This window comes from bacterium (assembly GCA_030583725.1).
GTDB lineage: Bacteria > Patescibacteriota > Microgenomatia > UBA8517 > UBA8517 > JAUYMM01.
The window spans coordinates 212437-236224 of the sequence record CP129472.1 but is presented as its reverse complement, the minus strand read 5'-3'; the positions used below and the strand labels follow the sequence as shown (position 1 = coordinate 236224).

General features: G+C 33.7%; 22 protein-coding genes. 18 read left to right on the top strand and 4 right to left on the bottom strand.

Features of this window, described 5'->3' with window-relative positions:
* Positions 1-33 precede the first annotated feature (33 nt).
* Together QY322_01360 and QY322_01355 are read left to right on the top strand one after the other, a co-directional pair.
* Positions 34-1992, top strand: a complete 1959-nt coding sequence (locus tag QY322_01360; GenBank protein ID WKZ25937.1) for a Mur ligase family protein — start codon at positions 34-36, stop codon at positions 1990-1992.
* Positions 1992-2993, top strand: a complete 1002-nt coding sequence (locus QY322_01355; protein ID WKZ25936.1) for a YvcK family protein — start codon at positions 1992-1994, stop codon at positions 2991-2993. The genes QY322_01360 and QY322_01355 overlap by 1 nt, the downstream gene beginning before the upstream one ends.
* A gap of 3 nt (positions 2994-2996) precedes the next feature.
* On the opposite strand, the gene QY322_01350 is transcribed toward QY322_01355, so the two are convergent.
* Together QY322_01350 and QY322_01345 are read right to left on the bottom strand one after the other, a co-directional pair.
* Positions 2997-3974, bottom strand: coding sequence for an NAD-dependent epimerase/dehydratase family protein (locus tag QY322_01350; protein ID WKZ25935.1), 978 nt, complete (start codon positions 3972-3974; stop codon positions 2997-2999).
* Positions 3962-5131 (bottom strand): glycine C-acetyltransferase, encoded by a 1170-nt coding sequence (locus QY322_01345; protein WKZ25934.1) that lies wholly within the window; start codon positions 5129-5131, stop codon positions 3962-3964. The genes QY322_01350 and QY322_01345 overlap by 13 nt, the downstream gene beginning before the upstream one ends.
* Before the next feature lie 40 nt (positions 5132-5171).
* Between QY322_01345 and murB the strand changes: the two genes are divergently transcribed.
* From murB to pgeF, 5 genes are read left to right on the top strand one after another with little or no spacing between them, the layout of a single operon-like run.
* Entirely contained in the window at positions 5172-7307 is a 2136-nt protein-coding gene (gene murB, locus QY322_01340; GenBank protein ID WKZ25933.1) for a UDP-N-acetylmuramate dehydrogenase, read from the top strand.
* Positions 7304-8113 carry a BRO family protein gene (locus QY322_01335; protein ID WKZ25932.1) on the top strand — a complete coding sequence of 270 codons (810 nt, stop codon included), beginning with the start codon at positions 7304-7306 and terminating at the stop codon, positions 8111-8113. Before murB ends, QY322_01335 begins: the two co-directional genes overlap by 4 nt.
* On the top strand, positions 8110-9327 hold the full coding sequence (murD, locus tag QY322_01330; GenBank protein WKZ25931.1) for a UDP-N-acetylmuramoyl-L-alanine--D-glutamate ligase: 1218 nt from the start codon (positions 8110-8112) through the stop codon (positions 9325-9327). Before QY322_01335 ends, murD begins: the two co-directional genes overlap by 4 nt.
* Entirely contained in the window at positions 9327-10067 is a 741-nt protein-coding gene (gene murI, locus QY322_01325) for a glutamate racemase (protein WKZ25930.1), read from the top strand. The genes murD and murI overlap by 1 nt, the downstream gene beginning before the upstream one ends.
* Positions 10064-10630, top strand: coding sequence for a peptidoglycan editing factor PgeF (gene pgeF / locus QY322_01320; protein WKZ25929.1), 567 nt, complete (start codon positions 10064-10066; stop codon positions 10628-10630). Before murI ends, pgeF begins: the two co-directional genes overlap by 4 nt.
* Before the next feature lie 217 nt (positions 10631-10847).
* Here the strand turns inward: pgeF and QY322_01315 are convergent, their stop codons facing one another.
* Complete coding sequence (locus QY322_01315; GenBank protein ID WKZ25928.1) at positions 10848-11795, bottom strand: hypothetical protein; 948 nt, start codon at positions 11793-11795, stop codon at positions 10848-10850.
* A gap of 92 nt (positions 11796-11887) precedes the next feature.
* Between QY322_01315 and QY322_01310 the strand changes: the two genes are divergently transcribed.
* The 11 genes from QY322_01310 (at position 11888) to ftsZ (ending at position 22923) form a co-directional block, all read left to right on the top strand.
* Entirely contained in the window at positions 11888-12178 is a 291-nt protein-coding gene (locus QY322_01310) for a hypothetical protein (GenBank protein ID WKZ25927.1), read from the top strand.
* Between the two features lie 13 nt (positions 12179-12191).
* The gene (locus QY322_01305; GenBank protein WKZ25926.1) at positions 12192-13454 is read left to right on the top strand and encodes a cyanophycin synthetase; all 1263 of its coding nucleotides are present in this window, start codon (positions 12192-12194) and stop codon (positions 13452-13454) included.
* Positions 13455-13457: 3 nt separating this feature from the next.
* Complete coding sequence (locus QY322_01300; GenBank protein WKZ25925.1) at positions 13458-14141, top strand: alpha/beta hydrolase; 684 nt, start codon at positions 13458-13460, stop codon at positions 14139-14141.
* Positions 14128-15324, top strand: a complete 1197-nt coding sequence (locus QY322_01295; protein WKZ25924.1) for a DegT/DnrJ/EryC1/StrS family aminotransferase — start codon at positions 14128-14130, stop codon at positions 15322-15324. The genes QY322_01300 and QY322_01295 overlap by 14 nt, the downstream gene beginning before the upstream one ends.
* Positions 15306-16328, top strand: coding sequence for a peptidoglycan bridge formation glycyltransferase FemA/FemB family protein (locus tag QY322_01290; GenBank protein ID WKZ25923.1), 1023 nt, complete (start codon positions 15306-15308; stop codon positions 16326-16328). Before QY322_01295 ends, QY322_01290 begins: the two co-directional genes overlap by 19 nt.
* A gap of 42 nt (positions 16329-16370) precedes the next feature.
* Positions 16371-17423, top strand: coding sequence for a phospho-N-acetylmuramoyl-pentapeptide-transferase (locus QY322_01285; protein ID WKZ25922.1), 1053 nt, complete (start codon positions 16371-16373; stop codon positions 17421-17423).
* 18 nt (positions 17424-17441) lie between these two features.
* Positions 17442-18569: a putative lipid II flippase FtsW gene (ftsW, locus tag QY322_01280; GenBank protein WKZ25921.1), complete on the top strand. Its 1128-nt coding sequence runs from the start codon at positions 17442-17444 to the stop codon at positions 18567-18569.
* Positions 18538-19635: a UDP-N-acetylglucosamine--N-acetylmuramyl-(pentapeptide) pyrophosphoryl-undecaprenol N-acetylglucosamine transferase gene (locus tag QY322_01275; protein ID WKZ25920.1), complete on the top strand. Its 1098-nt coding sequence runs from the start codon at positions 18538-18540 to the stop codon at positions 19633-19635. The genes ftsW and QY322_01275 overlap by 32 nt, the downstream gene beginning before the upstream one ends.
* Positions 19636-19644: 9 nt before the next feature.
* Entirely contained in the window at positions 19645-20385 is a 741-nt protein-coding gene (locus tag QY322_01270) for a hypothetical protein (protein ID WKZ25919.1), read from the top strand.
* Positions 20378-21643, top strand: coding sequence for a cell division protein FtsA (gene ftsA, locus QY322_01265; GenBank protein WKZ25918.1), 1266 nt, complete (start codon positions 20378-20380; stop codon positions 21641-21643). The genes QY322_01270 and ftsA overlap by 8 nt, the downstream gene beginning before the upstream one ends.
* Before the next feature lie 116 nt (positions 21644-21759).
* A complete protein-coding gene (ftsZ, locus tag QY322_01260; protein WKZ25917.1) occupies positions 21760-22923 on the top strand; it encodes a cell division protein FtsZ in 1164 nt (387 codons plus the stop codon).
* Positions 22924-23031: 108 nt separating this feature from the next.
* On the opposite strand, the gene QY322_01255 is transcribed toward ftsZ, so the two are convergent.
* Entirely contained in the window at positions 23032-23418 is a 387-nt protein-coding gene (locus QY322_01255) for a hypothetical protein (GenBank protein WKZ25916.1), read from the bottom strand.
* Positions 23419-23788: the final 370 nt, after the last annotated feature.

Here is a 23788-nt window from a genome sequence, read left to right as displayed (position 1 = left end):
CTTTAAATTTTTTTGAAAAAAATAGATTAAATAATGATTCAATTTGACTCAAGAAAAATAAAAAAAGGAGATATTTTTGTCGCTATCAAAGGCTTAACTGTTGATGGCCATGATTATATAGATGAGGTTATTAAAAAAGGTGCAAGTGTGGTCTATGGCCAAAAGGATATTAAAAACCCAAAATATGTAAGAGTTCCAGACTCAAGAGCAAAACTTGGTGAATTGTGTAAAGATTATTATAAAGATCCAAGTTCAAAACTAAAAGTAATAGGCGTAACTGGCACCAAGGGAAAAACTACAACTTGCCACCTTATCCACCATATTTTGAAAAGCAGTGGTAAAAAGGCAGGTTTAATCTCGACAATTTCTACTCAGGGTTTTCATACAACCGCTCCTGACATTATCACACTAAATGAAGAATTATCTAGAATGGTCAAACAGGGTTTAGAGTATGTTGTTCTTGAAGTTAGTTCACATGGTATTGATCAAGGTAGAATTTCTGGAATTAAGTTTGATATTTCAGTTTTAACAAATATAGCTCCAGAACACTTGGATTATCATAAGACATATAAAGAATACAAAAGAGTAAAGATGATGTTTGTTAATTCAGCTCAATTTAGAGTTATTAGTCCTAAAACAACCAAACTTAATATATTAAAAGGAGAGTTTAATAACCTAAACGCAGAAGCCGCAATAAGGGTGACTGAGGAGTTAGGGGTTAAAAAGGATAAAGCAATTAAGGCATTAACAACATTTAAACTACCGAGCGGTAGATTAGAAGAAATATATCCAACTGCAGACAAAAAAAGCGAGAATAGTTTTCGTGTTTTTGTTGATTTTGCTCATACTCCCGAATCACTTGAAGTTGCCTTAAAATATTTAAAATCAATTACAAAAGGTAGACTTATTTCTATCTTTGGTTGTGCAGGAGAAAGAGATACTAAAAAGAGGTCAAAAATGTCAAAAATTTCAACAACGCTTGCTGATATGTCAATTTTCACTGCAGAAGATCCGAGAAGTGAAAACGTATTAAATATTTTTAAACAAATGAAAAAAGGTGCAGTAAATAATAACTGGCTTACAATTTCTGAACGTGGCGAAGCAATTTCGTATGCACTGTCAAAGGCAAGAAGGGGAGATGTCATTGGAATTTTTGGTAAAGGTCATGAAAAGTCTATGTGTTACGACGGCATAAATGAGCACCCTTGGAGTGATCAAGACATTATAGTATCCCAGCTTAACGGATACCAAGATATAACTGGTGTTATTTTGGCAGGGGGTAAGGGTAAAAGAATGCAATCAAGTTTACCAAAACCACTCCACCTTATTGCTGGTCGCCCAATTATTGCCTACCCATTGGAGAATCTAAGAAAAGCTGGAATTAAAAACATTGTTCCAGTTTTTGGGTACAAGAATAGTATGTTGTTGAGATATCTATCAGAAAATTTAAATTATGCAATTCAACCAAAACAACTAGGAACTGGCAACGCAGTCTTAAATGCATTTCCTAAAATTCCTTCAAACACAAAACACTTGTTAGTTATAAATGGTGATGACAGCGCTTTTTATAAGCCAGAAACTATCAAAAAAGTTGTTGAAATACATATTAAAGATAAATCTACATTGACTTTTGTGAGTTTAATCCAAAACGACCCTACTGGTTTGGGTAGGGTGGTAAGAAACAGTAAGGGAAAATTAATAGCCATAGTTGAAGACAAAAACACAACTGACAAACAAAAGAAAATTAAGGAAGTTAATGACGGACTGTATATTTTTGACTATAAATGGATTACCAAAAACATTTTCAATATCACCAAAAATAAAATTGCCAAAGAATATTACTTACCTGATTTAATTAAAATTGCGTTAAAAAATAATGATAAAGTATCGGTTTACACGCTTCCTGACGCAAGCGAGTGGCAAGGAATAAATACTCCAGAGCAACTAGAAGAAGCCAACGTCAAAATGATAGACAGGCTTAAAAACTTATAATGGTTAAATCTAAACAAAGAATTGTCACCTTTGGCGGTGGCACAGGACAGTTTCACCTTTTGTCAGGTCTTCGTGAATTAAATCAAAATGAGTTACTTGTTGCAGTTGCTGGGACTTGGGACAGTGGAGGAAGTTCTGGTAGGCTAAGAACTGAGATCGGTGTTTTGCCGCCCGGGGATATCAGAAGATGTGTTTTGGCTCTAATGGTTAATGAAAAACAACGTAAAGTGGCTCAAAAGCTGTTTGACGATAGATTAGAAGACATGAGTGGGCCATTGAAGGGGCATTCTTTTGGAAATCTACTTACAGCTAGACTTGATAACTTATATAGTGGGCAAGACAGAGGTATTAAGGCAGAATGCGATTTATTTAACGTAAAGGCCAAAGTTATGCCTGTAAGTATGTCGAAAGTGGAACTTGTTGCTGAAACAAAAAAAGGTAATAAAATTGTCGGCGAAACAAATATTGACTTAAGAGTTGAGAGTAAAGAGTATGATCATAATGATAAAATAAGCAGAATATACTTTGACTCTAGTGCTGATATTAACCCTGATTTGGTAGATGAAATTAAAAATGCTGATAAGATAATTTTTTCTCAAGGCGACTTATATACAAGTGTATTACCTCATTTGTTAGTATCTGGTGTTAGAGAAGCAATTTCTGAGTCAAAAGCTAAGTTGATTGTTGTTTTAAATTTAATGACAAAACCTGGGGAAACAGATAGATATAAAGCTTCCGACTTTCTAAAAACAATACAGTTCTATTTAGATTTACCAAACAGAATTAATTATTTATTGGTAAATCGAAACCATCTTGACCCTGAGATTTTACAAATATATAAAGACGAAGGTCAAAGTTTGGTGGAAATTGATCACGAAGCAATTAAGAAACTAGAGCCAAATATTAAAGTAGTCAGCAAGCCTTTTTCAGTTTATCTTAAAAGAGAACATTTATTGCGTCATGACCCAAACAAACTTGCAACTGCTATTTTGGATTTGTAAAAATTACCTTTCGTATTTTTTACTAATTTTTGGAATTAAATATTTAGAAAAAGTTTTTTCAAAATCATATTTCAAGCTGTAACCCCAATCAGAAATTGCTTCTTTTGACCCCACTCTTTTTGGCCAGCTATCTACAATCTTTTGTCTTTCTGGGTTTATTCTGTAAATAATCTTTGCATCTGGGAAGGCCTGCGCGGTCTTTTTTTCGATATCTTTTGCTGAAACTGAAAATCCAGAAACTTCATATATGTTTTGTGTTAATTTTTCCTTCTCCGTAGTTAAGAGTTGGTATAAGATTGTGACGGCGTCATCCATCGCCATAAAAGGAATAGTTGTGTTGGGTCTAACAAAACAAAAGTATTTTTTCTTTTGTGCTGCAGAATGAAGCATTTCGGAGCCATAATCACTAGTACCTCCGGATGGGAGGGTGTCAGGAGATAGTAAACCTGGAAACCTAACACATCTAAAATCTATCAAGTTTTTTCTATCAATTTCCACGTCTAATAATTTATAACGTTTTGAATAGTAAACACCTATTTTTTCACAGGCCTGCTTTGAAATACCATAAATCGTAATCGGGTCACCATGTGCTGCAATTGAACTTGGAAATATAAATTTAATAGATTTTTTATTTTTGATTGAATATTTAGTAGCAAGTTTAAATAGATTTAGAGTCCCCATTATATTTATGTCAGATGCTAGTTCTGGATTTTTCTCTCCACCAGTTGAGAGAATTGATGCGAGATGAATCACTGTATCAATGTCATTATTTTTAAAAATGCTTTCTAGTATTTTAAAATCTAAAATGTCACTTTTTATAAATTTGTGTGTATTTTTAATAATGTCTTGTTCAGGAGTTTTTATGTCAACTGCGATTATATTGTATTTTTTAGACTCAAAAAGTTTTTTAACTAAACCATATCCAACTTCTCCTGAAACACCAGTTATTAGAACTTTTTCACTTTTCTTTATTTGACGCATGAGAATTCTATATAAACTTTTTTAAAAATCTGTAGGGCTCGATCTAAATCCTTTTTAGTGTGGGCTGCAGAATTCATAATTCTAATTCTTGCCTTTCCTTGAGGAACAGTAGGGAATACTATTGCTTTGGCAAATAGACCGTTATTGAATAATTCCTTGCTCATATCCTGTGCTTTTTTAGAATCCCCCAACATTAAAGGAATAATAGGAGATTTACTATTTCCAATATCAAAACCTATATTCTTTAATCCCTTTTTAAGGTATTCTGTGTTTGACCATAGTTTTTTGACTAGTTTGTCAGATTTTGATAATAACTTGACTGACGCAATACAGGCAGCTACGTCTGGAATTGTCATTGCGCTACTAAATAAAAAAGGTCTTGCTCGCTGGGTTAACCATTCAATCAATTCTTTTTTACCTGCAACCATTCCACCTACAACTCCTAAAGCTTTACTCATTGTTCCCACTTCAATATCAACTTTTCCATGAAGATTAAAGTGATCAACTATTCCTCGACCATTTGATCCAAGTACCCCCTCGCCATGTGCGTCGTCAACCATTAATATTGCCTTATACTTACTGGTTACTACGTAAATTTGATCAAGTGGGGCAACGTCGCCATCCATACTAAATATGCCGTCTGTAATAACCAATTTCTTAATATTATTAGGAGAATTTTTTAATTTCTTCTCTAGGTCTTTAATATCTAAATGTGCATATCTTATAACCTGAGCTTTACTTAGTCTGCAACCATCAATAATACTTGCATGATTTAACTCATCTGAAAAGATTAAATCGTTTTCGCCAACTATCGCAGGTATTACAGCAAGGTTTGCTACAAAACCAGACTGGAAAGTAATTACAGACTCAACTTTTTTAAACTTTGCAAGCTCTCTTTCTAAGATATTATGCAGTGATGTTGTGCCTGCAATGGTTCTAACAGCTGCCGGTCCAATACCGTATTTTTTAATTGCATTAATACTTTCTGACTTGAGCTTTGGATTATTTGCAAGTCCAAGGTAGTTGTTTGAACAAAAATTTAAGTATTTATTACCATTAATAGTAACTATTCCGTCTACAGCACTTTCTAGAGTGAGAATATTGTTATAAAGATTTTGGTCTTTTAATTTTTTAACTTCTTTTATAATCCAATCCATATGAGAATTATACCAATATAAAGTATAATACAGTAAAGATATGTTAAAAATCCATCTAATGGGGGTTTCAGGCAGTGGAATGTCTGGAGTTTACGATCTAGCTTTAAAAAATGGCTATCAAGTAACTGGTTGTGACTTAAAAACAACTGGGCACAGTCAAAAACATCTTGAAGGTATTGACCTACTAGTAGTTTCTCCTGCAGTTTTATATCAGTCTAAAAAACACCCAGAGCTTGTTGAAGCTCAAAAAAAAGGTATTGTCCTAACTTGGGAAGAGTTTGTAGGCACATACCTATCAAAAGATAAAATAGTAATTGCTGTTGCAGGTACACATGGAAAGTCAACAACTACTGCTTTTGTGGGGAAACTCTTGGAAGATTCAGGATTTGATCCAACTGTTTTATTGGGTGCTACGGTACCTGAGTGGGGTGGGAATTCAAGGTTTGGAAAAGGTAAGTATTTTGTTATAGAGGCTGATGAATTCAATGATAATTTCTTGAATTACAAGCCAGATATAATTATTTTAAATAATGTTGAGTTTGATCACCCCGACTACTTTAAAGACGAAAAACATATTCAAGACAGTTTTAATAAATTTATTCAAAATCTAAAAAAAGGTGGTAAATTAATCTCTGAAATTGATAGTTTAGACAAAAAGTTTAACCTACAAGTTATGGGAGAGCATAATCAAAAAAATGCTAATATGGCCTATCTTCTTGGAAAGACGTTGGGAATAAATGATCAGGACATAATTAAATCAATTGAAAGCTTTAAAGGCATTGGACGAAGAATGGAACAAATATCAGACCATGTTTTTGATGATTACGCCCATCATCCAACAGCTATAAAAACTACATTAGAGGGACTAAGAGAAAAATATCCAAATAAGCAAAGCTTGCCACTGCGTGGTAAAAAAATATTGGCAGTTGTCGAACCCCATGGATATAAAAGAACCAAGACTTTGTTATCACTTTATAAAAATGTTTTCGATGCAGTTGATGGGGTAGTAGTTGGCCCAATTTTTAAAGCTAGAGATAAAGTTGATAGCTCCATTTCACCAAACGATATTGTTAATATATCTGGACATAAAAACATAAAGTCAATTGACGATCTTAACTGGAACTCAGTTGTTGATGGCTATGATGTGATTGTTGTTATGGGTGCGGGAGACAGTAACCATTGGGCAAAAGAAATATCTAAAATAGTTGATGGAGTAAGTTTTAGAGATTTAACAACATTAAAAGTTGGGGGAAAAGTAAAGCATTATTTTGAAGTTAAAAATAAAGAAGAATTAAGGGAAAGAATAAAATTTGCAAAGAAAAACAATTTAGAAATTTTTATACTAGGTGGGGGTAGTGACATAGCAGTATCTGACAAAAGTTTTGAAGGAGTTGTTATTAAGTACACAGGTGAAAACGTTACTTATGATGGTAATACAGTAACTGCTGAAGCGGGGTTGGGATGGGATAATTTGGTAGAAGAAACAGTACTTAAAAACTTGTCTGGTATTGAATGTCTGTCTGGGATTCCTGGAACAGTTGGCGGGTCACCAATACAAAATATTGGCGCATACGGTCAGGAATTATCCGACACATTTGAATCTTTAACAGCCTACGACCTTGAAAAAGAAGAATTTGTGACATTTAACAAAAAAGACTGCAAGTTTGGTTACAGGGAAAGTATTTTTAAAACAAAAGAATACTGGCAGAAGTTTGTAATAACAGACATCACTTTAAAACTTTCAAAATATGAAGATAAAGACCTTGAAATACTTACAATCAGAAATGAAATCTTAAGAGTCAGAAGTGAAAAATTAGAAGATCCAAACGTGGTCCCAAATGCTGGATCATTTTTTAAAAATCCTATTGTAGACCTAGAAACAAAAACTAGATTAGAAAAAGAATTTTCAGATATTAAAATATATGATTATACCGCCCAAGGCGGGTCCACCTTAAGTGGAAAAGTATTTGCAGGTTATTTAATTGAAAAAGCTGGTTGGAAAGGTAAAAGTTTAGGGCCTGTTAAAGTTTCTGATAAACATGCTTTAATATTGACTAACCCTGAAGGCAAAGGAACTTTTAAAGACATTAAAAAATTGGCAGATGCAATAACTAACGATGTTAAAGATAAGTTTGGTATAACTTTAGAACCAGAAGTACAATATATAAATATATGACAAAAGAAAATAGTTTAGTGATTTTTCAAAATAAACAAATTCGACGCGAGTGGTATAAGAACAAATGGTACTTTTCAATAGTCGATGTGGTTGAAGTTTTAACTGACAGTGTTAATGCTACAGACTATCTTAAAAAGTTAAGAAAAAGAGACAACATTTTAGCTACTTACATGGGGACAAATTGTCCCTATGTAGTAATGCAAGACTCAAATAAAAAAAAGAGAAGTCTTTTGGCTGGATCAACTACAGAGTTACTTAGGATAATCCAATCAATTCCTTCACCTAAAGCTGAACCTTTTAAATTGTGGCTTGCACAAGTGGGTAAAGAAAGACTTGATGAAATTGAAGACCCTGAACTTGCTCAAGAACGAATGAAAAGTCTTTATGAAAAAAAGGGCTATCCAAGGGACTGGATTGATAAAAGGCTTCGTGGGATTGCAATAAGACAAGGACTAACTGATGAATGGAAGGAAAGAGGGATTAAGAATAAAGTTGACTATGCAATCCTGACGGCCGAGATAAGTAAAGCAACTTTCGGCATGACCCCGAGCCAGTACAAGAAACTTAAAAAAATTCCTAACAGATCAAAAATAAATTTGAGAGACAATATGACAGACTTGGAGCTTATTTTCACAATGCTGGGTGAACGAGTAACTACAGAGATTTCCACTAATGAAAAACCTTCAGGTTTTACTCAAAATAAAAAAGTTGCAACTCGCGGCGGATCAGTTGCTGGTAAAGCTAGAATTGAGACAGAAAAAGAAATCGGTAAAAGTATAATCACAGGAAAGAACTATTTAAAATGAAATATCAAGGTAGAAAGATTGCAATTTTAGGACGAGGTATAGAAGGAGTTGACGCTGAAAAATTCTTAAAATCAAAAGGTGCAATTGTTACTATTTTAGATCAAAATGAAGATTTAGGTTATTTATCTAAGTTGGATGGATTTGATTCAATTGTAAGATCCCCAGGAGTATATCCTTACAAATCAGAACTTAAACATTTAAAAAATATTACCACCCCAACAGCAATATTTTTTGAAAATTGTCCAGCTAAAATTATTGGTGTTACAGGAACAAAAGGAAAAGGTACTACTTCAACCTTAATTTATGAAATACTTAAAAAAGCTAAAAAAGATGTTTATTTGGCAGGTAACATTGGTAAACCTGTACTTGAAATATTGCCTAAGCTAAAAAAAGAATCATATGTAATATTAGAAATGTCCTCTTTTCAGTTGATTGATCTTGGTGTGTCACCACATATATCTGTTGTTCTAAATATTTCATTAGATCATATGGATTGGCACAAAGACGAAAAGGAATATATTGATGCTAAGAAAAATATTGTTAAATTCCAAAACTCAACTGACTGGGCTGTCGTAAACGATGAATATGAGACTTCTAAGAGTTTTGCAAAAGAGACAAAAGCTAATGTATTTTTATTTAGCAAAGAGAAACTAGACAAGAAATTTAAAAAAGATTTAACCCTTCGAGGTGAACACAATTTAGAGAATATTGCAGCAGCAGTAACCGTAGCCAAAATTTTAGACATTGATGAAGAGGTAACAATTGAAACTGTTAAAAATTTCAAAGGTTTAGAACACAGATTGGAATTTGTTAAGTTAATAAAAGGGGTTGGATTTTATAATGATTCATTTGCAACAGGTCCACAACCCACAATTGCTGCTATAAAGTCATTTACAGAAGATGAGACCTTAATTTTAGGCGGTAGTGATAAAGGTTTAGATTATAAAGAATTAGGAAAGTGTATTGAAGAGACAAGAAATGTAAAGAATATAATATTGATAGGTCAGATAAGAAATCAAATTAGGGAATTTATTAAAACTAAAAAGATTTTTGACTTAGAATTCTCAGATATGAAAATAATTGTAGACAAAGCATTTGAAATAACTCCAAAAGGTGGTGTGGTTATTTTATCTCCCGCTTCAGCATCCTTTGATATGTTTAAGGATTACAAGGATAGGGGAAATCAATTTAAGGAGGCTGTTAAAAAGCTATAATGGTCGGTATCTTTGATTCAGGTATTGGAGGCCTGACGGTTGTAAAAGAATTTAAATTAAAATATCCAAATATTTCATTTATATATTTAGGGGATACAGCCCGTGTGCCATACGGAACAAGAAGCCCTGAAATAATAAAGAAATTTGCAGAAGAAGACACAAAGTTTTTAGTATCTAAGAAAGTAGAGTTAATTGTTGTGGCTTGTAACACGGTATCATCTCTAGCTCTAGGTGTTGTAAAAAAGACTTCAAGGGTACCAGTGTTTGGAGTAATTGACCCAGCCGTTAAAAAAGCACTTATGGTCACAAAGAATAATAAAATAGGGTTAGTAGGTACAAGAGCCACTGTTAACAGTAAGGCATACAGTGAAGCAATAATCAAGCGACACGCATCGATGCTTGTTCCGCTAATTGAAGAAGGTTTTATAAAAGGTGAGGAAATTGATTTGTTTATCAATAAATATTTTAAAGATTTTAAAGATCAGGTTGATACATTAATTTTAGGTTGCACTCATTATCCAATTATAAAAAAAGAAATTGGTAAGTATTTAGGTAACTCAATAAAACTAATTGATCCAGCTGTTGAAGTAGTAGATGAAATTTCAAATTTAGTTAAAAAAACTAAACACCCCAAAGAGAACTATTATTTGACAGATATTAACCAGAGGTTTTTGGAAACTGCGCGTATGTTTTTAGGCGAAGACATATCAAACAAAACTGAAAAAATATCTTTTAAATGAAAGTGAATTACGTAAACTGCCAGCAAACTCATTCATCAAATGTGCATATTGTTAAAAAGAAAGATGTTGGAAAAACAATTCCAAATTGCGATGGACTAATTACTAATTTAAAAAATATTACTCTTTTAATTCAAACAGCAGACTGTGTTCCCATAACATTAATTGACCCAGTTAGAAAAGTTGTGGGAGTTGTTCATGCTGGTTGGAGGGGTAGTGAAAAGGAAATTGTTAAAAATGCAATTAATTTAATGATTAATGAATTTGAGTCAGATAAAAAAGACATTAAAATAAAAATTGGCCCTGCAATTGATAAAGATAATTTTATTGTAAGAAATGACGTCAAGAATAAGTTTAAAGATTATGAGGATTATTTTGAAAAAATATCCGAAGATCAATGGAAATTTGATTTAGTGGGAGTGAATATTAAACAAATGCTCTCACTTGGAATTCTAGAAGAAAATATAGAAAATTCTAAAATATCTACATATTTAAATAAAAATTACCCTTCCTATCGCAGAGACGGAATAACAAAAGGTTTTGAAACTAAAATAATGTTAAAATAAATTCTGAGATTCAGATATTCTATAGTATACAAGTTTTGCTATAAAATTTATTTTACAGATCACTATCAAGTATTTAAAAAGAGTTCAACTTGACAAATAGATGTGCCTAAATTGTAGTTTGGGGTAGGGTACATGAAAAAATACGATATTTGGTAATACTTAAAACCATGAAGTGATATAAAAACAATTATGAAGTTAATCGCTTAGATTTGTTTAGTTAATTGATACTAATGTCACCTCTTTGTATAACCTGTTGTAATGGCTCAAGTATGTAAAAGTTTCTCCTTGTTTGAGTTCCGTCATCCTTTTTGGATACAAATCCTGATGCGATATACTCGCTTTTTAGAAAATAATGCGATAGTATTATCCTTAGTCGGTACCTTCTAGCTATTCTTGTATCTTCAGGCTCATTATCGATATTGTCTGATATCTGAACTGCGACATAACTTTCATTTGGAAGATAATTTTCTGTTGCTATCGGTATGTCGTCAATATCTATAATTCTTGATTTGTCTTGTTCGTTCATTATTTTAGATAAGGTGTTTTTTTCTGTAAATCTCCATACGGCCCTAAATCTATCAGTCGGGACTGGCCCATATAAATCTGAAAGCATGGTACCGTACTTATCTATATAGAATTCTTCTGCCATTGCACCCAGCTTCCGCATATTAAGAGAAGCGTTTTCGCCTCTCTCTGGATCATATAGCCATTTCATCATAGAATAGCCATTTTGATAAGCATGAAAAGCCTGTATGATTTTTAGCTCTCTACCCAAACCCTTGCTTCTTAAATTGTCCCCATTCATTGCAAGCATACTCGATATTAAAATAGGTTTTCCTGTGATTCTATCTAATCCACCTCCAAAACCAGCTGCAAATCCCAAAAATTTGCCATTTTCGTTACAAGCAGTAAATACACCTCCACCAGTATCTTCCATTAATGCTAGTATGTGAACTGGAGCAAGTTCACGATCTTTCCATCTCCAAGCCTTTTTTTGAACCCTAACGACCTGTGCTAAATTATCTGCGTCTGTTATCTTTGTGAACGCAATATCTTCACCGTTAATTTTTTTAATAAATTTGCCATCCACTATTCTGAAGCCAAAACGAGAAGGGAAAATTTCGGGTTTCCAAACAGATTCTCCTGTGTACGAAAGAGCTTCCATTTAAGTAGGGTGAGTATATATTTTAATTTCTGAAAAATCAATGTTTTTTGACGAAGGGTTGTTTTTTTTCAAAAAAGTAGTACCATATGGCCATGAGAGAGAATAGAACTGGTGGACAAGTTGACGTTGGTGGCGCATCTTACGATAGACGGCGTATTTTAACCGATAAGGAAATTTTTATAGATGGTGAACGTGCTCGTTTAGTGGAAATAAAGAATAAATTGGGAGGTGGAAGTTTTGGGATGTTGGTATATAATGACGGAAGATTAACAAAAGGCAGTATTGTTACCAGAAGGGTTCAATACGAGGTTCCCGAAAGGCAACGAGTTTTCAGATCAGGTTCAACGACAATTGTTTTGTCCTCCGATCCAGTGACATCATAATATATAATATATTATGATGTTTAATAAAACCAAGAGGTTATTATATTTTCCGTTAGCTTATTATTTTTATCTTTTTGCAAAGATTGTGTTAAATCGTTGGAAACCAAGAATTGTGGTCGTGACTGGCTCAAGCGGAAAGACTACATTGTTGCATTTACTGGCGTCACAATTGGGGGATAAGGCAATGTATTCGTTTCATGCTAATAGTTCCTTTGGTATCCCATTTAATATTTTAGGAATTGAACGGAAAACTTTATCCTTTTTAGAATGGCCGTACATATTCATAACTACTCCGTTGCGGATATTTAGAAGTTTACCAAAAAATAATATATATGTTGTTGAAGTGGACTGCGACAGGCCAAAAGAGGGAATGTTTCTCTCCAAACTTTTAAAACCAGAGGTTACACTTTGGGTAAGTCTAGGTAGAACTCATAGTATGAATTTTGAGAGCCTAGTCAGACATAATAGGTTTAATTCACTTGAGGATGCTATATCCCACGAATTTGGATATCTAATTGAAAACACTAAAAACCTTGTGGTTTTAAATTCTGATTCAAAATATATAATGAATCAGTCTAGTCGAACAAACGCACAATTACTAAAAGTCAGCTTAAATAACTTAGATTACAAGTATACAATTGAAAGAGGTAGGACACATTTTAAAATTAGAAATATCTCTCACTATTTTAATTATCTCTTGCCACTAGAAACGTTATATGGGATTGAGATGTCTAAAAGTGTTATGAAATATTTTGGTTTAAAATTTGATAATAGTTTTAGTAAATTTGACTTACCTGCCGGCAGAAGCAGCTTGTTTAAGGGTGTTAAAAATACATACTTGGTTGATAGTACCTACAACGCGAATCTGGACTCAATGAAAGTAATTTTAAAAATGTTTATAGAGCTAAAAACTACTAATCACAAATGGATTGTCTTAGGAGATATGCTGGAACAAGGAAATAATGAAGCAAAAGAGCATAAACTTTTGGCACAAGAAATTAACAATTTGAAATTCGACAAAATAATATTGATGGGACCAAGAATATCTAAATATACACAACCATATTTAAAGAGCTCAGCAGTCTCATTTATAAATCCAAACGAAGTATTACTTTATCTAAAAAAAGAAATTAAGGGCGGAGAGATTATTTTATTTAAAGGGGCAAGATTTTTGGAAGGTGTAATTGAGAATCTACTATTAAACAAATCCGATCCCAAAAAATTAGTTAGAAGAGAGAAAGTTTGGGATGAAAAAAGAAAAAAGTTTGGGTTATAAGTTATGCAAAAAGTATATATTTTACATGGATGGTCATATGAAACTGATAAATGGAATGAGCTATTAGTTGATCTCAAAAAACATAATTTTGAGTGTGTTCTTTTGAGAATTCCAGGTTTAACTGAAAAACTAGAAGAAGTTTGGAACATAAGTAACTATGAAGAATGGTTGGGTAAAAAGCTTAAAAGAGAAAAGAATATTATTTTAATCGGACATTCAAACGGTGGAAGGATTGCTTTAAGTTACGTAGCAAGAAATCCAGGTAAGATTAAAAAGTTAATTTTGATAGATAGCGCTGGTATTCTAAGTAAAGACACAAAAACTAAAGTTAAACGATTTTTTTTCAAACTACTATCAAGTATTGGTAAAAAATTTACTAAATCAAAATATTTAAAAAATATTTTATATAAAATTATTGGTGAAAGCGACTACAACAATGCTTCAGATATTATGAAAAAGACTATGCAAAATTTAATTACAATTGATTTGACTAATATGCTTCACAAGGTAAATGTAGACACAAGTATTATATGGGGAAGAAATGATAGTATTACACCACTCAGAGATGGGATGTTAATGAATAAGTTAATCAGAAACTCAAAAATATATATTATTGATGGGGCCAAACATTCGCCACAATTTACGCATCCAGAAAGGGTACTAAACATAATATATGAAAATATTTAATTCACTAGGATCAAATTATAATTTCAGATCTTTACTTGTGGGATTTGCAAATATCTTTAAACCTGATAAAGGTTTAAAGTTGAAAAGATTGCTTGAAAAAAAGTATAGCGGTAAGGTCACTTTTTATTATAAAGGTCGAGAGGCGATTGAAGTTGCATTAAGATCAATAGGTGTTGACAGCGGTTTTGTGGCAATAAATGGTTTGACGTGTTTTGTTGTGGAGAAGGCTGTTTTGAATTCCGGACAGGGTTGCGTGTATCTAGACATAGGTAATGACTTGAATTTCTCGATAGAGTCACTTCGAAAGTCAGTTTCATCGAATAATAAAATAAGAGCGGTCATTATACAGAATACTTTAGGAGTTCCTATTAATGCTCGAGAAGTAAAAAAAATATGTGCAGACAATAAACTTGTCTTGATTGAAGATTTGGCTCATAGTGTAGGGTCAGTTTATGCAGATGGAAGTATTGCAGGTACTGTGGGTGACTTTGTTGCTTTATCTTTTAGCCAAGACAAAATAATCGATGCAGTTTCCGGTGGTGCACTTATTACTAGAAATAAAAAATATCAAAATAGAGTAAATAATATTGAAACCAAAAAGATTCCTATTACATGGCTTATCAGAGATATTTTGTATCCTTTTTTTACCTATACAATCAGAAAACTATACTTTCTAAATATAGGTAAAATTATACACAGATTGCTAAAACAATTGAATTTACTTTCTACTCCAGTTGATTTTTCAACAACTGGACTTCATCATTTACCAAGGTGGTATCTAAGTATGGCTTATGATTATGTAGTCAATCTTGATCCTGACATTACCCATAGAAAAGCGTTGGCTAAGATCTACTCACTTAATTTAGATCCAAAGGTACTAGCAAAAGATATAAACACTAAATTGAGTTTATCGACAAATGTTAGATTTCCAATTTTTGTTAGTAATAGAAAAAAATTGATAAGACATTTGGCTCAGAATGGGATTTTTATATCTGACACTTGGTATGATTATCCTGTAGCACCTCTTAAATATAACAAATTATCAGGTTACAAAATTGGTACATGTCCAAATGCTGAAAAATTATCTGAGACGATACTTAATTTACCTACGCATAGGAATATGAGTGAAAATGACGCTATAAGAATTTCAAAAATAATTAACAAATGGATAAATATACAATAGAGTCAATCACAAATAAAAAAGTTTGGGAGAAGTTCTTATTATCTCAAATACCAAGTTCTTTTCTTCAATCTTGGAATTGGGGTCAAGTTCATGAAGACATGGGCCAAAAGATATTTCGATTGGGACTATATAAAAACAAAAAGATTGTTGGTTTATTTTTAGTAATTAAGGAGGTTGCCAAAAGGGGTACCCATTTATTGGTTCCAGGAGGACCAGTTATTGACTGGACAGACAAAAAGCAACTAAAGCTGTTCACAGAATATGTAGTAAATTTGGGTAAAAAAGAAAAAGTGTGGTTTGTCAGGGTAAGACCAGAAATATTAGATACAGAAGAAAATAAAAAAGTATTTGACAAATTAGGTTTTCTAAACTCACCAACGCATCTCAATGCCGAGAACACATGGATTTTAGATATAGACAAGTCTGAAGATGTGCTTTTGGCAGAAATGCGTAAGTCAACAAGATACTTAGTTAAGAAAAGTCAGTCGGAAGGACTAAAAGTAATTAAGTCTGTTGACAAAAAAGATACCAAAACGCTTTTTGATCTGCAAAGAGAAACATCATTAAGGCATAAGTTTGTTGGTTTTCCACTTGAGCTATTTGAGTTAGAACTTGACTATTTTGGAAAAGACAATAATGCAATTTTATTTATGTGTAAAAAAGACAACTTAGTTTTAGCTTCAGCAATAATTATATTTTACGGAGATTCAGCCTATTACCATTTTAGTGGTTCAACATCGAAGCATTTGAACATACCATTTTCCTATTTTATGCAATGGGAGGTCATTAAAGAGGCAAAAAAAAGAAATCTTAAACACTACAATTTTTGGGGTATTGCCCCTGATGATAATCCTAAGCATAGATTTGCTGGGGTGACATTGTTCAAAACTGGTTTCGGTGGAAGACGTATCAACTGGTTACATGCACATGACATACCCATTTCACCTCTTTACTATTTGACATATTTGTTTGAAACAATTCGAAGAAAAATTAGAAGGTTATAAACAAATTTTATGCTTGTGCTAGAATTAACTAATATATAAAAAATGATGCAGAACTTTTTACCAATGGGCTTGGGGTTAATAATATTTTCATTCCTAATTACTTCGCTTCTAGTAGTTCCTTTTATAGACTTACTTTATAAATTAAAATTTACAAGGAAAGCTGAGGCTCCTAAAAAAGGTACAGTTCCCTTGTTTGACAAGTTGCATGATGTCAAGGTTGGTACTCCTGTTGGGGGTGGTGTTTTAATTATTACAGTTGTTTCATTGTTGTTCGCAGTTTTATTTCCATTAAGTTCTTACTTAGGAGTTTTTGTTCATTCTGCTTATAGTTTACGTGCTGAGCTATTTGTCATCTTTTTTACATTTATATCATTTGGTCTTTTGGGCCTGTTGGATGATTACATTAAAATGCTTGGAAAACCAACAAGAGGTGTTCTTGGACTTGCCTTTGGGTTAAGTCGAAGAAGCAAGTTTTTGTTACAGTGGGCTTTAGCTGCAGTTATTGCCTTTTTAATCTATAAATTTTTAGGAATTAGTATTTTGTACATCCCAATTATTGGGGTGACTGTTGAGATGGGAATGTGGTTTGTACCATTTTCTGCCTTTGTTATTGTTGCATTTACTAACGCCGTTAATATTACTGATGGTTTGGATGGTTTAGCCTCTGGTTTACTAATGATATGTTTAATGGCTTTTGGTGTTATAGCTGCAAGCAATTTAGATACACCTCTTTCTTTATTTATTGCAATTTGGATTGGCTCTTTAATCGCATTTTTATATTTTAATACTTGGCCAGCCAGAATTTGGATGGGGGATACTGGGGCACTTTCCTTTGGCGCAACACTTGCAGTTATTGGACTATTGACTGGAAGCTTGTTTGCATTAATTGTAATAGGTGGAATATTTGTAATTGAAATTGCCTCGTCTGCAATTCAAATTTTGGGTTGGAAGTTTTTAAAAAGACCTATTTTTCCATTAGCTCCATTACACCACACATTCCTTGCTATTGGTTGGGAAGAACCCAAGATTGTTATGCGTGCTTGGTTGGCTGGTATAATTTTGGCCACCTTCGGCCTCTGGCTTGCAACTATCTAACTCTGTTAGAATGATAGTGTGAAAAGAATAAAAAGCTTTAAAAAAATAAGTAAAATACCAAGACACCCCTTAGACAAGACTTTTTTATATCTTATATTATCTTTAGTTGTAGTTGGCCTTATTTTTATTGCAGATATTTCAGCACCTCAAGCCTTAAATATTTTTGATGATAAGTTTGCATTTCTTAAAAATCAGCTTGCGTGGGCAGGGATTGGACTCTCTGCTATGTTTGTTGTCAGTAATATTCACTATAACTTTTGGAAAAAAATTGCCACGCCATTATTTTTTATATCTTTAATATTATTAATAGCCGTACTTATACCTGGCTTGTCGCTGGAGGCTTTAGGAGCCAGAAGATGGATCTCAGTTGGTCCAGTTAATTTTCAACCTTCGGAGGTTGTTAAACTAACTCTAGCTCTTTATTTAGCAAAGGTTGCAGAAAATAAACTAAAAAAACCATTATCTTTTTTTATTCCACTTGCTTTAGTCGCGGGTTTAATAATGCTACAACCTGACTTGGGTACCACTATTATAGTCACCCTTATAGGTTTGGTGCAGATTTTTATTGCTGGAGTTCCAATTCTTTACTTTTTCTGGTCTTTATTGATTGCTTTCGTCAGTGTTGTAGTTCTTATCTTGGTTTCACCATATAGGAGAGATAGACTACTTACTTTTTTAGAAGTTGGATCAGACCCACTAGGGAAAGAGTATCATATAAGGCAGATTTTACTTGCAATCGGCTCTGGTGGTCTGTTTGGTTTAGGTATCGGCCAGTCGAAGCAGAAGTATTTATTTTTGCCAGAAGCCTCTACTGACTCTATTTTTGCGGCTATTGCAGAGGAAGTTGGTTTTGTAGGCTCTGCCATATTAGTTTTTGCTTTTGCCTTTTTTGTATATAAAGCATATAAAATAAGCGTAAACGCACCTGATGAGTTTTCTAGGGTTTTAAGTATAGGTTTAACTGCTTGGATAGGCGGCCAAATGATTCTAAATATTGCAGCCATGACTGCCCTAACCCCTCTAACTGGAATACCTTTGCCATTTTTTTCATACGGAGGCACTAGCTTATCGATGATTTTGGTTTCTTGCGGTATACTACTAAATATCAGTAGATATGGAAAAGAAAACAATATTACTCGCAGGTAGCCATGCAGGTTCTACTGCTATAGCTATAGTTGAAGAGATTAAAAAGAGAAATTTAGACTGGGAACTTCACTGGATTGGTAAAAGATTTTCTAAAGAGGGGTCATTATCAGAAACTTTAGAATATAAAAATCTGTCTAAATATGATGTAAAATTTCACAACCTAGAATCTGGCAAACTTCAAACAAAATTTACAAGACACACAATACCAGCTCTGTTAAAAGTACCTGCAGGCTTTTTAGCTACTAGAAAACTTATTAAAGCTATTAACCCAGATTTGACACTATCGTTTGGTAGCGCAGCTGGAGCAATGACTGTTTTTTGGTCAAACTTTTATAAAATTTCAACCATAATTCATGAACAGACAGCGACTGCTGGTCGGGCAAATATCATATCTTCATATTTTTCAAAAAAAATATTAGTTTCGAGAGAGAGTTCATACCCCTTTTTTAACAAAAATAAAACTATGTTGGTAGGTAACCCAATTAATTCAGAGATTGCTACCAAAGCAAATCTTATAGATTCGCACAAAGACGCAAGAAGCACTAGGGTTAAATCAATTTTAATAACAGGGGGCTCAAGGGGCTCAACTTGGATAAATGAAGCTATTAAACCGTTATTACCTCAACTTACAGATAAATACTATGTTTTGCATCAAACCGGTGATGATAATTTAGATGAATTTAAATCAATAACAAACAATAGATATTTAGCTTTTGGTCAGGTAGGTCCTAATGAAATGGCAGAAGTCCTACTAAAGGCTGATGTTGCAATTTCTCGTGCAGGTGCAAATACAGTTTCTGAATTGACTGCTTTAAAAATACCATCAATTTTAATACCTATTCCGTGGACTTATAATGATGAGCAAACTGAAAATGCAAAATATATGGAGAAATTAGGGCTTGCAAGAATACTTTTGCAAAAGGACTTAAATCCACAAAAACTATTGTCTGAAATAGAAAAGTTAATTGCAGATTATAGACATATACTAACCCTAACAGAAAACCTTAAAAGCCCTGACCTTAATGCAGCCTCTGATATAGTAGATATCTTAGAGGAATCTATCTAGAATATAGTTGTGAAAAGAAAAATTACTTCAAGAACGCATTTTAAACTCTCTCTAAGTATTTTTAAAACAATGTCACTTGTTTTGATATTTATCTTTCTATTTCTTACTCCAATCTTGGTTGTGAAATCAATTAAAATAACCAGTGTCACCTGTGTTACACAGTATGGTCAGTGTGGCGACAGCTTGTTGGGCGAGTTGGGTTTGGTTAAGGGCAGAGACTTAAAAAGCAGTAAAAATTATATAGAAAATATTCTTAAGAATGATATGGCCATAAATGACTATTTGGTTCAGTACAAAATACCATCTACTTTGGATGTAGAGATAAACCTAAAGAAACCTAAATTTTCGATTTTTGACCTAAATAGCAACAAATACTATATATTGGACAAAAATGGGTTAATTATTGATCTGGTTGATGATTCAAGTTTGCCTGTTGTTAAGGTTGATAACCTAAATATGGAAGTAGGTCAGCAATTGAATAATCAGAATAAATTTGCATTAGATATCTTAAACTATCTAACTTATTTATACTCAATAGACGAGGGTATAATTGAAAATGAAAGTTTTAAAGTTAAAAATACTGAAGGGGTTGATATCATTTTTCCACTTGAGGGAGATCTTGAGTTTTTGATAGGTGGTTTAAGATTAATATTTTCACGCTTGAATGATGAGTCAGAAGGAATTAGAATGAATGATATACGGGAAATTGACTTAAGATATTCAAATCCAGTATTAAGGCAATATGAATAAAAGTAAAATTGTTACAGCTATAGATTTGGGAAGTAGTAAAACAGCTGTAGTTGTTGCTCAGATAACCGTGGAAGAAAACTCATATATGCCAAAAATTAATATAATTGGTGTTTCCTCTTTTCCCTCAAGAGGTGTTAAAAAAGGTCAGATAGTTAACATTGAAGAGACAGTAGAATCCGCAATTACTTCCATTGAAGCAGCAGAAAGAATGGCTGGACATAATTTAGATTCTGCCTATGTATCATTAGGTGGGGCACATATTCATTCACAAAATTCACATGGAGTTGTAGCTGTTTCAGGGCCATCTGGTGAAATTACTCCATCTGATATAGAGAGAGTAATAGATGCTGCTTCTGCCATATCCTTACCAGCTTCTCGTGAAATTGTTCATATACTTCCACGAGAGTTTGTAGTGGATGGTGAATCTGGAGTTAAAGACCCTGTTGGTATGAGTGGGGTAAGACTGGAGGTAGAAACCCATGTTGTAACTGCTTCAAACGCAGCTATTAAAAATCTTTCAAAGACTTTAACCGATGCAGGTGTCAAGATTAATGATATGGTGTTTTCCGGTTTTGCTGGTGCTCACTCAGTATTGACAGAAACTGAAAAAGAACTGGGTTGTGTCTTAATTGATATTGGTGCGGGTACTACTTCAGTTGTAGCCTTTGTTGATGGATCAATTGCCTATTCTGGGGTCATTCCTGTTGGGGCTAAAAATGTTACAAACGATATAGCTATTGGGTTAAGGGTTACTTTAGATACTGCAGAAAAGATAAAGATTTCACTTTCAGATGCAAAAAAACAAGAAAAAGAATCAAAAGACGACTTAGACCTTTCTGCCTTAGGTATATCAGAAGTTAGTAAAGTTTCTAAAAAAACATTGACAGAAGGAATAATTAGACCTCGCTTAAATGAAATTTTTACAATGGTCAGACTTGAACTTGAAAGAGAGAAAATAATAAATAGAATTCCATCTGGTGCAATAGTTACTGGTGGTGGATCCAAAACTGTGGGCTGTAGTGACTCAGCCAAAAGAATGCTTGCACTTCCTGTGAGAATTGGCATACCCACAGGGGTTGGCGGTCTGGTTGATGACTGTTTAGACCCAGCCTTTGCAGTTCCATTGGGACTTCTCCTTTACGCATCAAAAGAAAATCAAGATGAAGATGGTGGGATAAGATTTCCATTAAAATTAAATCTTCCAGGAAAAGGATTTGTGCATAAGATTATAGAATCCATCAAAGACCTACTTCCTTAATTGGTGCTTGATTATTGGGCAAATTCTTGTAAAGTTTGACTAGATACTCAAAAACTATATAATGCTTACGTAAGAGTAGGCTGCCCCATTTGTATTTTTTAAATATTTATTATTATATGGCTTTAGTAAAACCTGATTCTGCAAGAATCGCAAAAATCAAAGTGATTGGAGTTGGTGGTGGTGGTGGAAACGCTGTATCTTCAATGGTCGAGAATGGAACCATATCAGGTGTTGAGTTCATTGTTGCCAATACAGACTCACAAGTACTTCTAACAAATAAGGCTCCAACAAAGATTCAAATAGGTGAAAAAATAACTAAAGGGTTAGGTGTTGGTGGAAATCCAGAAATTGGAGCCCAAGCTGCAGAAGAATCAATCGAAAAATTAAAAGAATTAATGATTGATACTGATATGGTCTTTGTTACAGCTGGTATGGGTGGTGGGACAGGTACTGGAGCTGCTCCAGTAATTGCCAGACTTGCCAAGGAGTCAGGGGCATTAACTGTTGGAATTGTTACAAAACCATTTGCATTTGAAGGTACAAGAAGGACTGTGGCTGCAGAAGAAGGTATAGAAAAATTAAGAGAAGCAGTGGACACTTTGATTGTCATTCCAAACCAGAGGTTAATGGATGTTATAGACAGGAAGATGAGTTTAGTGGATGCATTTAAGGTTGTTGACTCAGTTCTTGAGCAGGGTGTTGGTGGTATTGCAGAAATAATTACAACCCCAGGACTTGTTAACGTCGATTTTGCAGACGTTCGTGCCATTATGAATCAGGCAGGAACTGCACTTTTGGGAATTGGTACAGGTGTTGGTGAAAATAGGGCCCAAATGGCAGCAAGGGCTGCAGTATCTTCACCACTTTTAGACCTTTCAATTGAAGGTGCAAGGGGAGTTCTATTTAATATTGCTGGTGGTAAAGACTTAACAATGTATGAGGTCGATGAGGCTGCAAAAATAATTTCAGCTGCAGCAGATCAAGATGCAAATATAATATTTGGTGCAGTAATTAAAGAAGGACTATCAGATCAAGTTAGAATCACAGTTATAGCTACAGGCTTTGATGAAACAAGATCTAGAATTGCACAGATGAGACCTACAAACATTAGACCAGTTGTTACAGGTGTTGTTTCAGAGCCAGTTAAGCAGGAAGAAAAAAATTTGGATGACTTAAACCAAAAGTTGGAAAATGATGATGATAATGAAGAAAACAACAATAATGATGATGTATTTGGAGAAAAATTTGAGATACCAGCATTCTTGCGCAAAATTCATTAACAAGATAGTTTTTAGAAACGAAACAACCCCCAACATCGAGAAAAATTAGCTATAAAAGCCTAAATCTCAATGCTGAGGGCGATTTCTTGTACTTTATTATGGAATTGTTTAGTAGTAACGAATGATCGAGCGTTTGACTGTCTCAGCCAGAACAGGGGTTGGAACGAGATAGACTTCGTTTCCCAGTTTGATCAATTCAATGTCGCCAGTAATAGCAACGCGTTGGATAGCTAGCCCCAAATCTGAACCAAGACCAATCTCGCGAGTAACTCCGCCATCTTTAATAAGAGCAACAAAATTACTCCAAGAGACGGGTTCCCACTTTCCGCTCCGCGCAACAGCGGTCAAGATCAATGCTGCCACGTTTTCTTCTTCATAACTTTGCCATTTACTATCGAACATAACATAATGCTTTCCTTTGAAATCCTTTGGCAACTCGGGGAAATGTGTAGAGTCTACAACAGGGAGTTCGTTAACGATCGTTACTTTAGCCATTCTATTTCTCCTTTTTTGATAAAAATCGATTTTTTTCTACCCAAATAGGTATTTTCCTAAATACAGAATAATATCCAGAAAGCTACCTACTTAGGAAAGAATAAAACAATCCACATTTTATTAAAGTGCAAGAATAAACAAATAAAACCGAAATACTATAAGATTGCAAACAAACCTGAGTTTTTCGATTTACTGAGGCTAATGGTACCACCACCACCACCATACATTGTCAAGTTATGGGGTATGCATCTTTAGATGGAAAAAAAGTATAAACAGTGTTACAATAATGTACAAGCTATAAGTGAAGATCGATCACTTGCTAAAGGAGGAAATCTTTTTGAGAGTAGAACCTTTCGGGTAAGCCCGTAAC

What these genes read in the sequence shown, in the direction of transcription:
- QY322_01360 (WKZ25937.1), top strand. Translation starts at nt 34, where the DNA reads ATGATTCAATTTGACTCAAGAAAAATAAAAAAAGGAGATATTTTTGTC.
- QY322_01355 (WKZ25936.1), top strand. Translation starts at nt 1,992, where the DNA reads ATGGTTAAATCTAAACAAAGAATTGTCACCTTTGGCGGTGGCACAGGA.
- QY322_01350 (WKZ25935.1), bottom strand. Translation starts at nt 3,974, where the DNA reads ATGCGTCAAATAAAGAAAAGTGAAAAAGTTCTAATAACTGGTGTTTCA.
- QY322_01345 (WKZ25934.1), bottom strand. Translation starts at nt 5,131, where the DNA reads ATGGATTGGATTATAAAAGAAGTTAAAAAATTAAAAGACCAAAATCTT.
- murB (WKZ25933.1), top strand. Translation starts at nt 5,172, where the DNA reads ATGTTAAAAATCCATCTAATGGGGGTTTCAGGCAGTGGAATGTCTGGA.
- QY322_01335 (WKZ25932.1), top strand. Translation starts at nt 7,304, where the DNA reads ATGACAAAAGAAAATAGTTTAGTGATTTTTCAAAATAAACAAATTCGA.
- murD (WKZ25931.1), top strand. Translation starts at nt 8,110, where the DNA reads ATGAAATATCAAGGTAGAAAGATTGCAATTTTAGGACGAGGTATAGAA.
- murI (WKZ25930.1), top strand. Translation starts at nt 9,327, where the DNA reads ATGGTCGGTATCTTTGATTCAGGTATTGGAGGCCTGACGGTTGTAAAA.
- pgeF (WKZ25929.1), top strand. Translation starts at nt 10,064, where the DNA reads ATGAAAGTGAATTACGTAAACTGCCAGCAAACTCATTCATCAAATGTG.
- QY322_01315 (WKZ25928.1), bottom strand. Translation starts at nt 11,795, where the DNA reads ATGGAAGCTCTTTCGTACACAGGAGAATCTGTTTGGAAACCCGAAATT.
- QY322_01310 (WKZ25927.1), top strand. Translation starts at nt 11,888, where the DNA reads ATGAGAGAGAATAGAACTGGTGGACAAGTTGACGTTGGTGGCGCATCT.
- QY322_01305 (WKZ25926.1), top strand. Translation starts at nt 12,192, where the DNA reads ATGATGTTTAATAAAACCAAGAGGTTATTATATTTTCCGTTAGCTTAT.
- QY322_01300 (WKZ25925.1), top strand. Translation starts at nt 13,458, where the DNA reads ATGCAAAAAGTATATATTTTACATGGATGGTCATATGAAACTGATAAA.
- QY322_01295 (WKZ25924.1), top strand. Translation starts at nt 14,128, where the DNA reads ATGAAAATATTTAATTCACTAGGATCAAATTATAATTTCAGATCTTTA.
- QY322_01290 (WKZ25923.1), top strand. Translation starts at nt 15,306, where the DNA reads ATGGATAAATATACAATAGAGTCAATCACAAATAAAAAAGTTTGGGAG.
- QY322_01285 (WKZ25922.1), top strand. Translation starts at nt 16,371, where the DNA reads ATGATGCAGAACTTTTTACCAATGGGCTTGGGGTTAATAATATTTTCA.
- QY322_01275 (WKZ25920.1), top strand. Translation starts at nt 18,538, where the DNA reads ATGGAAAAGAAAACAATATTACTCGCAGGTAGCCATGCAGGTTCTACT.
- ftsA (WKZ25918.1), top strand. Translation starts at nt 20,378, where the DNA reads ATGAATAAAAGTAAAATTGTTACAGCTATAGATTTGGGAAGTAGTAAA.
- ftsZ (WKZ25917.1), top strand. Translation starts at nt 21,760, where the DNA reads ATGGCTTTAGTAAAACCTGATTCTGCAAGAATCGCAAAAATCAAAGTG.
- QY322_01255 (WKZ25916.1), bottom strand. Translation starts at nt 23,418, where the DNA reads ATGGCTAAAGTAACGATCGTTAACGAACTCCCTGTTGTAGACTCTACA.